The 14,075-nt window shown below is 50.6% G+C and carries 12 protein-coding genes and 1 riboswitch; of the genes, 8 read left to right on the top strand and 4 right to left on the bottom strand.

What is annotated here, in order from left to right:
• Positions 1 to 566: 566 nt before the first annotated feature.
• Positions 567 to 1,820, top strand: coding sequence for a group II intron reverse transcriptase/maturase (gene ltrA, locus ACULM0_RS10980; RefSeq protein WP_463676975.1), 1,254 nt, complete (start codon positions 567 to 569; stop codon positions 1,818 to 1,820).
• 78 nt (positions 1,821 to 1,898) lie between these two features.
• On the opposite strand, the gene ACULM0_RS10985 is transcribed toward ltrA, so the two are convergent.
• Both ACULM0_RS10985 and ACULM0_RS10990 read right to left on the bottom strand, forming a co-directional pair.
• A complete protein-coding gene (locus tag ACULM0_RS10985) occupies positions 1,899 to 2,996 on the bottom strand; it encodes an ImmA/IrrE family metallo-endopeptidase (protein ID WP_463677575.1) in 1,098 nt (365 codons plus the stop codon).
• A gap of 239 nt (positions 2,997 to 3,235) precedes the next feature.
• Complete coding sequence (locus tag ACULM0_RS10990; protein ID WP_463677576.1) at positions 3,236 to 4,474, bottom strand: RNA-guided endonuclease TnpB family protein; 1,239 nt, start codon at positions 4,472 to 4,474, stop codon at positions 3,236 to 3,238.
• 735 nt (positions 4,475 to 5,209) lie between these two features.
• Positions 5,210 to 5,407: riboswitch (cobalamin riboswitch) on the top strand.
• A 147-nt stretch (positions 5,408 to 5,554) separates the two neighbouring features.
• On the opposite strand from ACULM0_RS10990, the gene ACULM0_RS10995 reads away from it, so the two are divergent.
• The 6 genes from ACULM0_RS10995 to glmM all read left to right on the top strand — a co-directional run bounded on the left by ACULM0_RS10995 (position 5,555) and on the right by glmM (position 10,887).
• A complete protein-coding gene (locus ACULM0_RS10995; protein WP_463677577.1) occupies positions 5,555 to 6,070 on the top strand; it encodes a hypothetical protein in 516 nt (171 codons plus the stop codon).
• A gap of 5 nt (positions 6,071 to 6,075) precedes the next feature.
• Positions 6,076 to 6,474: a DUF4430 domain-containing protein gene (locus ACULM0_RS11000; protein ID WP_463677578.1), complete on the top strand. Its 399-nt coding sequence runs from the start codon at positions 6,076 to 6,078 to the stop codon at positions 6,472 to 6,474.
• Position 6,475: 1 nt separating this feature from the next.
• Positions 6,476 to 6,982: a hypothetical protein gene (locus tag ACULM0_RS11005; RefSeq protein ID WP_463677579.1), complete on the top strand. Its 507-nt coding sequence runs from the start codon at positions 6,476 to 6,478 to the stop codon at positions 6,980 to 6,982.
• A 128-nt stretch (positions 6,983 to 7,110) separates the two neighbouring features.
• Positions 7,111 to 8,451, top strand: a complete 1,341-nt coding sequence (locus ACULM0_RS11010; protein WP_463677580.1) for an MATE family efflux transporter — start codon at positions 7,111 to 7,113, stop codon at positions 8,449 to 8,451.
• A gap of 12 nt (positions 8,452 to 8,463) precedes the next feature.
• The gene (locus ACULM0_RS11015; protein ID WP_463677581.1) at positions 8,464 to 9,537 is read left to right on the top strand and encodes a TMEM165/GDT1 family protein; all 1,074 of its coding nucleotides are present in this window, start codon (positions 8,464 to 8,466) and stop codon (positions 9,535 to 9,537) included.
• 3 nt (positions 9,538 to 9,540) lie between these two features.
• Positions 9,541 to 10,887 carry a phosphoglucosamine mutase gene (gene glmM, locus ACULM0_RS11020; RefSeq protein WP_463677582.1) on the top strand — a complete coding sequence of 449 codons (1,347 nt, stop codon included), beginning with the start codon at positions 9,541 to 9,543 and terminating at the stop codon, positions 10,885 to 10,887.
• A 206-nt stretch (positions 10,888 to 11,093) separates the two neighbouring features.
• On the opposite strand, the gene ACULM0_RS11025 is transcribed toward glmM, so the two are convergent.
• Both ACULM0_RS11025 and ACULM0_RS11030 read right to left on the bottom strand, forming a co-directional pair.
• Positions 11,094 to 11,399, bottom strand: coding sequence for a type II toxin-antitoxin system RelE family toxin (locus ACULM0_RS11025; RefSeq protein ID WP_463677583.1), 306 nt, complete (start codon positions 11,397 to 11,399; stop codon positions 11,094 to 11,096).
• Complete coding sequence (locus ACULM0_RS11030) at positions 11,396 to 11,674, bottom strand: type II toxin-antitoxin system Phd/YefM family antitoxin (protein WP_463677584.1); 279 nt, start codon at positions 11,672 to 11,674, stop codon at positions 11,396 to 11,398. Before ACULM0_RS11030 ends, ACULM0_RS11025 begins: the two co-directional genes overlap by 4 nt.
• A 470-nt stretch (positions 11,675 to 12,144) precedes the next feature.
• On the opposite strand from ACULM0_RS11030, the gene glmS reads away from it, so the two are divergent.
• Positions 12,145 to 13,974 (top strand): glutamine--fructose-6-phosphate transaminase (isomerizing), encoded by a 1,830-nt coding sequence (gene glmS, locus ACULM0_RS11035; protein ID WP_463677585.1) that lies wholly within the window; start codon positions 12,145 to 12,147, stop codon positions 13,972 to 13,974.
• Positions 13,975 to 14,075: the final 101 nt, after the last annotated feature.

Raw genomic sequence — 14,075 nt, forward strand, 5'->3', positions numbered from 1 at the left:
GAGAACCTTGTAAAGTGTGGGAGACTCCAATACCATAAGCAGATCCACATGATGTTAAGAGGGCTGGGGCAGTGGGAAAGTATATTGACGTGACCCATGGAGACCTCATCGGTTCCTGAAAGGGTATAAATCATCAAAGGCGAAAGCAGGAGAGGATTTAGATGGCTGGTGAGGAGTCAGAGTGCGGTATAGTAGTGAAGAAGTCTATGCAATGAAGCTTGGCGACAAGTGGAGGGCAGCACATAGATGACCTGCATCAACAGAATGCGGGGGCACATGGGACCCAAAAGGCCCATGGATGCGCGCGAAGGCCTATGCACCCACAATAAGACAGACAAGGCAATCCTAGAGACCGATACGAGCGAGCAGAAGCCGGCGAGGTGAAAGACCTAAAGACCCGGGGTGGAACAGAAGGGTACACCGTTTGCTATGGGGGAAAATCCAGAGGACGCTTAAAGAAAAGCGATACACGGATAAATATCTTCCGGTACGTAGCATGGGAAACAAGGAAGAAGCAGTCTGCGAGTAAGAGTAAGAGGACACAAAGGAAAACAGGTGGTAAAGCCGTGTATGAGAAAATCTATGAGATGGAGAATCTCAAGGAGTCGTTTAAGAAAGTCAAACGGAATCGAGGTAGCGCTGGGGTGGATGGTATTACGCTCTCTGACTATAAGGAGAACCTGGAGAACAATCTAGAAGTCCTTCAGGCAAAGCTAAAGCAGGGAAGCTACAGACCAAAGCCTGTCAAACGAGTGTACATCGATAAACCGGACGGGAAGAAACGGCCCCTAGGCATACCAACCGTAGAAGACCGGATTGTTCAACAGGCCATCCGGCTGGTGATTGAACCGCGGTTTGAGCGGAAATTTCTTGAGTGTAGTTATGGATTTAGACCGAACAGGAGTGCGCATATGGCAGTGGATGAAATCAAGAAAGTCCTACGATCGGGTTACCGATATGTCATAGACGCAGACCTGAAATCGTACTTTGACACCATAGATCAAGAGCTTTTGATGAAGGAAGTCCAAAAAGAAATCGAGGCCCCGGAGGTACTCGATCTTATCAGGAAAACATTAAAATCAGGAGTGCTTGAATACGGATATTTTCACGAGACGGAAAAGGGAACGACGCAGGGCGGAGTGCTTAGCCCCTTGCTCGCTAATATCTATCTCCATGCATTTGACGAGTTGATGGCCCAACGAGGTCATAAGATGGTAAGGTATGCGGATGACTTCATTGTGTTTCATAAATCTCAAAAGGGAGCGGAACGCGTACTGCAAGGAATTAATAAATTCCTAGAAGGTACCTATAGACTCCAGGTACATCCGGAGAAGACTAAAATCGTGGATAGCTACACAGAGAGTTTCGTCTTTCTGGGATTTGAATTTACCCCGTGGGGAACGATTCGAGTGCCGGAAAGGAAGGTGAAAACCTTCAAAGCCAAGGTTAAGAAAATCACCCGTAGGAACCAGACGGTGAACATAGGAAACCTCATTAAGGAACGGTTAAATCCAGTGCTTAGAGGCTGGGCTAACTACTATGCAATCGCAAATATCAAGACCCTTCTTACCAATGCTATGAGCTGGATAAGAAGGCGCCTACGCATGGTGCAGATGAGGAGCTGGAGAAAACCAAAGAAAATGTACAAGGCTATGCGTCGCAATGGCTGGAGGGGAAGAATCATTCCGCTGGCCATGAGCCGATGGCATAACTCGCTATCAAAGCAAGCGCATATGGCCATGCCGAATGAATGGTTTGACTCCCTAGGTCTTGTGGACCTTGTGAAAATTTACGATGATTACCACCCCCAAGGGGGATAGTTGTGGAGGAGCCGGATGCGATGACCCGCACGTCCGGATCTGTAAGAGGCGCATTCTTAAGCGAATGCGCCTACTTAATTATTGAGAATAAGGTTGGTTCTGCTCTTCTTCCCAAACGTACTTGATTTTAAGATGATTGAGTTCTTTGAATGAGATATGACGATCATGTTGAAGTCGTCCAACAACGATCCCTACTGGAATTGAAACATTTTTTGCAAATGATATGACAGCGTGAGCAGAAAAATCTTCATTTGAGACAAAAGAATCATATGCATTTTCAGGGATGAGAAGATTAGAAGCATATTCATCTGCTTCTTGCTCAATTGAATCTCTCAACTCATTTTCGTCATAATGGATAAATAAATCATCTTTACTGTGAAGTAACAAATGACCAATCTCATGGAAAAAGCTAAACCAAAATTTGTCCGCACTTTTTCCTCGTAGAGAAACAATGACTATAGCTTTATGCTTAGTAGGCCATATTGTCGCGCCATGGGCGTAAGTTCCCTTCAAGTGTGGTAGGAATACAAGAGCAACACCACAAGATGCTAACTCTGAAAATAAATCTTCTTGGAAAACATCGGGATTTTCATTTATCAAATGTCTTAGCTTCGGAATTATTGAACTCAACTTTCTTCTGCTAAACGTTGCAGTTTCTACTGATCGTGCAGTTAGTATTCCCTTCTGTATCCAAGCTATAAGGGCATACTCAGAGGCTTTACCGTGGTCGACTTTTCTAAACACTGTAGCCATCTTACTAATACTCGTGAGATGAGAAAGTGAAGCTACTTCGAAGAATTTTCTTAGTTCGGACACTTTTTCATGTGGTTTTCTAGTTTTTTTTACCCATCCTTTTTTTGCCATATCAGGGTAGGGTATCAATGAGACAATTTGTTTCTCTCTTTCCAGTTCGAACTCTTGTTCTATTCTGGCTAAATCTTCCTGATAGAGTGCTTCAAGGTTGTTCCAGAACCTTGCTGGAATACCAAAAACACTTTCTAACTTCAAAGCGGTTTGATGTGACAAAGGAACTTTTCCATTAATCAATTGGCTGATATGTTTTGAGCTATACCCCATTCTTTCAGAAAACTCGATTTGCGACATTTCTCGAATGGATAATTGTTCTTTTATTGTTTCACCGGGTGGAATGGCTATCAATCCATTTTTAGTTACCATGATAATCTATCACCTCCAAAAGCTTTACTACTCGCACTTGAACAACCCATGACTGAAGTCACGGGATTCGGTTATCGCCTTAGGCGACAATCACTTTTTCCTGTTTCACCGGCTACCGCTTGGATTGCAGGAGCAACCCAAGTCTTACAAAGCCTCCTACAGAGCTTGGCTCTGCTCACAAATGTGACAGGCACTTCCCGTTGTCCCAACGGTGCAGGTACACTTGGTACCGGTTATGCTTAGGCTGAGATGCCTAATGTATCTAAACCCTGTTTTCTGATGTTGATGGCTGCATTCTCATCCCGTTCGTGCTCAGCACCGCAGTGACTACAACACCACTCTCTGTCGCACAGCGTAAGGGCGATGTGTTTCTCCCCACAGGAAGAGCAAATCTTAGATGAGGCATACCAACGGTCGATCTGTACAAGATGCTTTCCTTGCCACTCCAGTTTGTACTTCAGGAAGGTGATGAACTGAGACCATCCCGCATCTGATATGGCTTTCGATAGTTTCTTGTTCTTGACCATGCCCTTGATACTCAGTGTTTCCAGTACGACCACTTGGTTTTCGTTGGCCAACCGGGTACTCAGTTTGTGGGCGAAGTCTTTTCGCTGGTTTGCTATATGAACATGTAAATTGGCTATTTTTTGTGCTACCTTCTTGTGATTCTGTGAATCGAGCTGTTTCTTTGCCAACTTCCGTTGGAGCTTGGCCAGCTTCTTCTCCGACGCCTGGATGTACTTGGCTCTTTCGATGAACTCGGTGTTTTCACCATTGTAGATGGTGGCGAAGGTCTTGAGGCCAAGATCAACACCGACGGCTTTCGAAGCGTCAATACTCTGGATCTCCAAGGGCTTTACCAACTCGATCGTCTCTTCGAGAGCAAGGGAAACATAATACTTAGAACCCTTCAGGGTGATCGTCGCTTTTAAGATCCTTGCATGACCCCCTCTGACTTTCTTGAGTATCCCCTTATTTCTTGCTGTCTTTACTTTTGCCATGGACACCTTCCCAAGTTTCGGTATCTTGATGTGAGAAGAACCAATGATTTCGATGTTGTTATTCGTCATCTTGGTTGTATAGGCCTTCTTAGCGCTACGTTTTGATTTGAACTTCGGATATCGGTTTTGACGAGTGAAGAAGCGAACGTACGCATCTTCGACATGTTCACAAGCCGCTTCTAAAGCAAATTTGTCGACCTCTTTCAAGAAACCATAGTCCTCAGAGGACTTCAGTGGCACCATGGTCTCCTTCTTGTATCTACCAACCGAAAGTTTCTTTCCATTCTCCTTATAATAGGTTTTCCTCGCATCGAGATACTTATTGTAGATTAACCTGGCACATCCAATGTTCTTGTTGATGAGAATCACCTGTTCCTCAGTAGGATAAACACGAAGAACAAGGCCATAGTGTTTCAACTGAAGACCCTGCTTAGCCAATACCTCGTTTTTTTCTTTGACCGTCATTCGTTTACCCATGAGTACTCCTTCTCCTTTTGAGACTGGCGTATCTTCGGATTTGATTTTCATCAGTAGATGTGCATAATTCCATCTGTGAGCTGCAGCAAACTGCATTCATTTCATTCTTGGCGAATCTAAAGTATTGTCACTCATCATGTCTTTGGGGTATGAAAACCCAAAGCTGCGACTCGAATGTATATCGTTACCACTTCAAAGTTCTTCTGTCAATGAAATCACCTTTCTATTATTGTAACATATGTTCTGTTCCTTCGACAGGAAATATTGAGCACATTGCGCGAAAAAAACGCCCTAACTCACGACTGAAGTCACGAGTGTGCGGGCGCTAAATTATCAAGAGAGTCAGCAGCTTTAAGCTCTTTGACTCTTTGGTGTAGTAGTTTTGCACCACGAGAACCATATTGAGATTGTGCTTTTCGATAATCAGTACAAGCTTTCTGTAGTTTGTTGTTTTTGTAGCATAGTTGCAAGTCAACACCCCCAAAAACATTTACCTATTAGGTAATGCTTTATAACTCAATTATAATCGATATGCTAGTGTGAGTCAAAATATATTGTGTATCTTGCTGATCTAAAATTTCATCAACCACAGAAAATCGCAAAAGACTCTGTTTCGCAAAACGATCTTGAGCGAGTAAGCTATTAATCTTCAGATTGTGCAGGACAGTAAGAGTTCAAAGGTTCATGGTTAGAATGGGACTTTCTTTACGAGTGACATCACTTTCTGATACAATGAACATGCATAATAGGTAGTGGTTGTGTTTACGAACACATGAAAAGGGAAGCGGGTGCAAGTCCCGCGCGGTCCCGCCGCCGTAAGCGCGAGAAAAATTCCCTCCGATAGCACCACTGGGTAGTCATCTACCCGGGAAGGTCAGGGGAGTTTTGCATGTCTCGCCGAGCCGGAAGACCTGCCCTACCAATCGAACACCGACGCCTTCACGGGGATGGAGGGGTGTTTTTTGGGCTGGCGGACTTCTCAAGATTCCGCCTTAAAGCTTCAGAAAATACGAAACCTCCCCGCTAAAAAGTTGGCGCCGGGAGGCATTTTTTTGCACAAAATAGGAGGAGGAAACCCGGGTGGGTAGAAGAGAAGATGAAATCTGCTATCCCTTTATGGCAGAAGAAGGGATGTTTTGCGACTACGAGATCCTGACGGACGGGCTATCCAGCCAGTTGGGCCTCTGTCATGCCCACGCGGGCGAGGTCAAGGACGGGCGGCTAGGGGAAGACCTCCTCTGGCTGGTGGAGATGGCCCTACACCTGAACGGTTCGGTTCGGGGAAAGCTGGCGGTGGAAGAGGCGGATCTTGATCGTTTGCACGGTATGTACGATTGTTATCGTAGCCTCGTGCCAAAGGCTTTTACCCTGCCGGTGGGAACGGTCCTGTCTTGTGAACTGCACCTAGCCCGGCACCGGGCCAAGGAAGTGGTGCGGATGCTCCACAGGATCGAGGGTGCGCCGGCAATTATAATCCGGTTTTCAGGACTACTGGCCAATCTCCTCTATGCCATGAGTTGTTATGTGGAGAGTCAGGCGGAAGCAGACCTGCCGGTTTTCACTTCGAAGAGTTATCAGATGAGCGGAAAGGAATGAAAGTAATGAATAAAAAGATCATGACCATCGTACTGGTGGTGGCCCTAGCGGCGGCACTGTTACTGGGGTACAACACCTTTCTAGCCCCCAAGGCGGTAGAAGGGGACAAGGCCGTTACGATCACCGTCACCCACGCGGATGAGGGAATCGATGAGACATTTGAGTACCAGACGGACCAGGATTTTCTCCTGGCCCTCATGCAAGACCACCAGGAAGAGCTGGGTGCTACTTTTGAGGAGTTTGATTTCGGCATCATGGTCGCGGGACTCATGGGCTACGAGGCGAACGAGGGCGCCCAGGAGTACTGGCACCTGATCGTCAACGGACAGGACGCGGTGACGGGTCCTGGGGAAGTGCCGCTCACCGATGGCGACGTTTACGACTTCGAACTCAGGACCTGGTAAGATGCGTGCCAGGGAACTGGTGCTGCTGGGCTTATTCAGCGCGGCGCTGACGGCGGGGAAGCTGGCGCTTAGCCTGATTCCCAACGTGGAGATTGTCACGCTTCTTTTCATCTTGTTCACGGTGACGCTAGGGGTGAAGAAGACCCTTCTGATTTCCTTTGTTTTTGTGACCACGGAGATCTTGATCTACGGGTTTTCCACCTGGGTCCTGATCTATTACCTGGTCTGGCCTCTGCTCATCTTTCTCACGGCGGGACCGGGTAGGCTGGTGAAGAGCGAGTACGGCTACGCCATCATAGCGGGGCTGTTCGGTCTTTCATTCGGTCTCTTCTTTGCCCTGGGCGAGTCCCTCTTCTACGGAGTAGCCTACGGTTTCACCTACTGGCTGAGGGGACTACCCCTGGATTTATTGCACGGTGTATCGAATTTCATCCTGACCCTGGTCCTATGGAAACCGCTGAAAAAATTCCTCGCCGATCAGGTGGACCGCTACCTAGCGGTGGAATAATGAGATCACGACGCTCTCGCATCGGGGGCGTCTTTTCTTGTCCGCTAGTAGGAAGGCCCTTCCATTTTCCCCTGTACCGCTTTTCTCCTGACTATGATAAAATCATGGGGTGGAGGAGGAACACACCTATGAAGGAAACCATCAGAGAAATAATCGATCTCACCTGGCCGATCATGGTCGGGATGCTACTGCAGATGTTCCTCGGAACCGTGGATCTAAAATTCGTCTCGCGTCTGGGTACGGAGGCCGCTGCGGCGGTGAGCCTGGGCACCTCTACCATCGGGGTGATTTTTGTTTTCACGGCGCTGATCGCCACGAGCCTCGTGGCCTTGGTGTCCCAGGCCGCGGGGAGAAAGGACCACGGGGGTGTGATCTTGGCGGCCGGCGGCGGCCTGCTTCTTTCCGGTGTGGTGGGTCTTGCCCTCACCCTGGTTCTGCCCCCACTGGCAGGACCGATCGTCAGCCTGCTCTTTAATCCGAACCCGGCCGTTCACCGGCTCACGGTGTCCTACCTGCAGGTGGTCTTTGCCTCGAGTCTTTTCGTCTTTCTATCGGCCGCGGGCAGGAGCATTCTACAGGGGAAGAAGGATACGCTCACCCCGCTTAAAATTTTGATCTTCTCGAATCTCGTGAACATCGTCCTCGATCCCTTTTTTATCTTCACGCTGAACATGGGCATCCGCGGGGCGGCCGTGGCCACGATGATCGGTCATCTGATCGCTGCGGCCCTTTTCCTCAGAGTGCTCTTTCACGAGGTCTTCGGTGGTAAGCATATCTTTATCGACGCGGTTTTTGTAAAAGGCTACAGGCGCTTTCAGTCGCTGATTCACATCGGGGGCTACGCCAGCCTCCAGCAGGTGACCCGACCGATCACGGGCCTTCTGATGTTCCGGATCGTCTATGCCGTGGGCGGTAACAGCGGCACGGCTGCCTTCGGCATCGGAGGCCAGCTTTTCGGCTATACCTTTGTCTTTCTCACGGGTCTGAGCCTGGCGGTATCGATTCTGGTGGGCCATGCCATCGGATCGCTCAGGATCCAGCGCATCGAGTATCTGATCAACGTCAGCATGCTCCTTGCGATCACCAATGTGGTGGTCTTCGGATTTTTCTATCTGCTCATTCCCGAACAGCTCCTCGGCTGGTTTTTGCAAGATCCCCAGGTGATCACCAAGGGGGTGAGCTACCTCAAGATCGTCTACGGAGGGCTTCTCTTCGTACCGATTCCCATGGTGCTCGGAGGGGTCTTCAACGGGGCGGGGGCCACGGTCTATCCCATGCTGGCCTCACTGGTGGCCAACCTCTTTTTTAAAGTTCCCGTGGCCTATCTCTTGGCCACTGTGTTAAAATGGGGACTGGACGGCGTTTGGGCGGCCATCGGACTCTCGGTGATCGTGGAAGCGGCCGTGATCTGGTATTTTTTCAAACACTGGCGGGCTACATCGCCGGTGGGATCAACAGAGGAAAGCTAAGGGGGACAAGCGGTGTTTATTCAAGACTACCTGCGGGCGGTGGTGCTGATCTTTATGGCCGAGATGGGGGACAAGACCCAGATCCTGGCCATGGCCTTTGCCACCCAGTACGGGGTGCGGCATATCCTGTCCGGGGTCGCCATAGGCGCTTTCTTCAACCACGGGCTGGCCATTTTACTGGGTACCCTGATCAGCCAATTCCTACCCCTATTGGTGATCGAGATCGTGGCGGGACTTTTGTTTCTTAATTTCGCCTTTACCTCCCTTTCGGTGGAAGATGCCGACGCAGAACCCACACCGGCCAAGTTCGGTCCGGTGGTGACGGTGGCCCTGGCTTTCTTTCTGGGGGAGCTGGGGGACAAGACCCAGCTGGCGGCCATGAGCCTGGGGGCCGCGAGTCTTTTTCCCTTTTTCGTCCTGCTCGGGACGGTGACCGGTATGGTGCTGACCAGCGGCATGGGGATTGTGGTGGGTCGCAAGCTCGGGGACAAGATCCCGGAGTTCGCTATGAAAACCGGTGCCTTCGTGGTATTTCTCTTTTTCGGCCTAGAAAAGGTCTTGGGCTCGAGTGCGATCGATACGCTGCCCATGACACTGGTTTATGGGGTCGTGGTGGTCCTTTTGATCCTCGGGGTCTTCATGATCCGTCGCTTCAAGGGTGAGATCGCCGAGCGGGACACGGTGCTCAAGAAAAGAGCCCGCGCCCTTGCCGAGATGCTCAAGACGGTGGAGGAGCAGGCCAACCAACTGTGCCTGGGATGCACGGTCTGCGATGGATCGGCCTGCCTGGTGGGCTACATCAAGGGGATTCTTTCTTGGCACCTCAGGGAAGGAAAGACCATCGACTTTATCGATGAGTCGCGGATCAACCGCCTGGATAACAAGGGCTTTAGCCCGGAGACGGCCAAACACACGCTGGATTTACTCCTCAGTTACTACCGGGAGCATCCGGTGGAGTACAGAACAAACGAATCGCTACACCACCTCCGGCATAGCCTGGAGATGATGATTTTTCAAGATAGGCTGGAGGCCCCGGATCTGGAGGCCTATGAAACTTTGCTCAACAGAAGATGGGAGGCGCTTTAGACGATGGGAAAACTGTTTGGCACCGATGGGGTGCGGGGTATTGCGAATACAGAGCTGACGAATGAACTGGCCTACAAGCTGGGGCGGTTCGGAGCGCACGTGATCACAGGTGGTAGAAGGGACGCCAAGATGCTGGTGGCCAAGGACACGCGGGTCTCGGGGGATATGCTGGAGGCGGCCATGGTCTCGGGGATCCTGTCGGCTGGCGTGGATGTCATTCGGATCGGCGTCCTACCCACACCGGCCCTGGCCCACCTGGTGCGGGATTTCGGTGCCGATGCCGGTGTCATGATCTCGGCGTCGCATAATCCCGTGGCCTATAACGGCATCAAGTTTTTCAATGAAAAGGGGCTCAAGCTCACCGATGCCATCGAGGAGGAGATCGAGGCCTTTATCCTGGAGGACAAGGACCTAGCGCACATCCCCGTGGGGACGGAGATCGGCCGGGAGACCCAGGTTTACGAGGCGGAGGAACTCTACACCAGGTACCTGATCGAGACCATCGATGTGGATTTCAAAGGCCTTGCCGTGGCCCTGGACGGGGCCAACGGGGCGGCCTCTGATGTGGCCCCTCACACCATGCACAAGCTCGGAGCCAAGGTAAAGAGCATGCACACGTCCCCGGACGGTTTTAACATCAATGAACACTGCGGGTCGACCCACCCGGGGGACCTGGTCGAGGTGATGAAGGCCGGCGGCTATGATATCGGTCTGGCCTTCGATGGCGATGCGGACCGGTTGATCGCCGTGGATGAAAAGGGCGACCTGGTGGATGGCGATAAGATCATGGCCATCTGCGCGAGGCACCTGAAAGAAAAGGGTCTTCTGAAAGAAAACACCGTGGTGGCCACGGTGATGAGCAACCTAGGCTTCCAGCTGGCGCTCAAGCGCGAAAAGATCAACCTGGAGATCACCCAGGTGGGCGACCGCTACGTGCTCGAGCGCATGCTGGAAGGCGGATTTTCCATCGGTGGGGAGCAGTCGGGTCACATTATTTTCCTCGACCACAATACCACGGGCGATGGGCTACTCAGCGCCCTGCAGCTGATGGCCGTGATGAAGGAGACGGGAAAACCCCTATCGGAACTGGCCAGTATGATGGATACCTATCCCCAGGTGCTGCAAAACGCACGGGTGACCAACCAGACCAAGCACAGCTATACGGATGACGTCGAGATCCAGGCGGCCATCCAAAAGGTGGAGGCCCACTACGCTGGAGAGGGACGCGTGCTCATCCGGCCGTCGGGAACCGAGCCCTTGGTGCGGGTCATGATCGAGGGCAAGGATCTCGATCAGATGAACCAACATGCCGGGGACCTGGTGGCGTTGATCGAGAAGCGGTTGGGGTAAGCTTTCCTTGGCGCTCCAGCTTATGGGCAGAGGGCGGTTAGCTGATCGCCAACAGGTGATTCTCAACCCTTGTGTTAAGAGGTCTTTCTCGAGTACTGAACATGATGCGCATAGTCAAAAACAAGAAACCCCCGATCTTTACGCTTGGTGAAGAAGCGACAGATCGGGGTTTAGTTTTTATATACTAGGATGTACGATTAACTTAATTAAATCCGCTTTATCAAATTCTTGTAAACAAGGTTGTCTTTTCTAAGTCCAATAATCATGATTCGCATGACACCTTCTTGTTCGACAAGTCTGTAGACTACTCGATAGTTGTCATCAAATCGAAATTTCAGAAGTCCTTTCAGGTCACCAGCTAAGGGCTCGCCATATCCTCCCAGTGCTTTGGGTAAAGGGTTTTGGGAAATCTTTTCGATATTTTCTCTTAACTTGTCAAGTTGCGCATCGTTCAATCGGAGTTGCTTTATGTCTTTTCTAACTTTGTGATGCCAGTGGATTTGCCACTTCATTTTTCATCCTTCAGTGCTTGAAAGAAGGTATCGGTGTTCATATAGGACTCATCCGGATCATGTAGACGATCATTGATTTCACTGAGCATTTCTTTGTCCAACTGTTCTTCCAACAGCGCCTCCATACGCACATACTGCTCATAGGGGATAATGACAGCCTTTGGATTATTGCGACTCATTAGGACCTTTGGACTTGTAAGATGATCGAGCACATCTTTCAGGTGCTGACGAAAATGTGTGATAGAGATCATTTGATCGGTAATATTTCGTAACATGGTCAACCTCCTTTACTCACTTTATTATATAACTTATCATTGAAAATGTAAATATAAGCGTACGCATAAATGTACATTTGATATTTTGCATCTATTGTCTTTTATCGATTCATTATTACATTTCCTTTTCAACGTGCTTAATGCCGCTGATTCTTCTTCCACAATATGTCTCTTCATGTTATACTACTCCATGGAAGAGCGTATAGATGAATGAGTAAGAAGAAAGGGGATTGTAGGAAAATCGTGTCAAAAAAGTGTAAGCGCCAGGACTGGAGACGGAAGGTCTACAGTTGACGAGGACGGGGTGATCGAAGTATTCGGCGGATGCCCCGCGGCTACCTTCACGGTCGTAAGAGATGCGATCAAAACCTCCGGGTGACCGGTGGAACAGAGTCGCATGTCGTGTGAACCATCTGTACCTCTTTTTTTGCGGTTTTCTACTGGAAACGAAAAAAGAGAGGTTGATTGTTATGTGTGGTATTGTTGGATACATTGGAGAAAAAGACGCTTTACCCGTGCTCCTTGAGGGGCTCGGGAAATTAGAATACCGTGGATACGACTCGTCCGGTATCGCCGTGGTGGTGGACGAGGCCATTCACGTGGAAAAGAAAAAAGGGCGGCTGGCTGATCTGGCGGATACGCTAGATCATGAGGCGCTTCGTTCTACCGTGGGCATCGGTCACACGCGGTGGGCGACACACGGAGAACCCACGGATCACAATGCCCACCCCCATACCAATGGGGCGGCATCGATCGCGGTGATCCACAACGGGATCATCGAGAATTACATGCAGCTCAAAGACTGGCTGGTCGAGACGGACGGGGTGACCTTCCGTTCAGACACAGATACAGAGGTCATCGTCCACCTGGTCAGCCACTTCTACGAGGGCGACCTGCTCGAGGCGGTCAACAAAGCCGTTCGCCGGATGGAGGGCGCCTACGCCATCGGTGTCATCTGTAAGGATGAGCCGGACAAGATCGTAGCGGTCAGGAAAGATAGCCCCCTGGTGGTGGGAGTCGGTGATGGAGAGAACTACATTGCTTCGGATATACCTGCGCTTCTTAAATACACCAAGGACATTCTGCTCATCGAGAACGACGAGACGGTGCTCCTGACTAAAGACGGCGTGACCATCTATGATTCCCTGGGCAATATTATGGACCGAGACATTTATAAAGTTACCTGGGATGTGGCGGCTGCTGAGAAGGAAGGCTATGAGCACTTTACGCTGAAAGAGATTTTCGAACAGCCCACGGGCGTGCACGCGACCCTTCACCGGCGTCTGGATGCCGAGGGACTCATTCACCTCGATGGCATCCACCTGGAGAAGGAGGATATGGCCAAGATCAACAAGATATATATCGTGGCCTGTGGGACGGCCTACCACGCGGGGCTCGTGGGGCGCTACGCCATCCAGCGCTTTGCCAAGATCCCGGTGGAAGTAGCCATCGCCTCGGAGTTTAGATACGGGGAACCTTTTATCGACGAGCACACGCTCTTTATCGCAGTGAGCCAGTCCGGGGAAACCCTGGATACGCTCCAGTCTCTGAGAGAAGCCAAGCGCCGCGGGGCCCGGATCCTTTCTGTGGTCAATGTGGTGGGCTCATCGGTGGCACGCGAGTCCCACGACGTTTTCTACACCTGGGCTGGCCCAGAGATCGGTGTGGCCTCGACCAAGGCCTTTACGACTCAGCTGACGGCCTTCTACCTGTTGGCCCTTCACCTGGCACGCGTGGGTGGCGTTATCACCGAGATCGAACAGCTGGGCTACATCGAGAAGATGAAAGAACTGCCGGACCAGATCCAGGACATGCTGGGGGATACCTCGATCATCCAGAAGCTGGCTGATGAGCAGTTCAACAACGAGAAGGTTTTCTTCATGGGTCGCGGTGTGGATGCGGATATCGCCTACGAAGCCTCGCTCAAGCTTAAAGAAATCAGTTATATCAACTCCTTTGCTATCCCGGCGGGTGAGCTCAAGCACGGGACCATTGCCCTGGTGGAGAAGGATACCCTGGTGATGGCCCTGGCCACCCAGGATCACCTGTACGATAAGATGCTGTCCAATATCAAAGAGGTCAAGGCCCGGGGTGCCCACGTGGTGGCTGTGGCCAAGAAGGGTCACAAAGAGATCGCCAAGGTGGCCGATGAAGTCCTCTACGTGCCGGATACCTTGGATGAGCTTACGCCGATCCTATCGGTGATCCCCATGCAGCTTTTCGCCTACTACGTGTCGGTTGCCCGGGGCAATGACGTCGATAAACCGAGGAACCTGGCGAAATCTGTGACGGTGGAGTAGTGACCGTTAACGGATAGCGGGAGATTGTAACATTACAAAATACTCTTACACCCAACACAAAAACATCTACACTCTGACACAAAACAATTACACTCCCACCA

Source organism: Halotolerantifilum yawarlongkerapense (genome assembly GCF_054506745.1).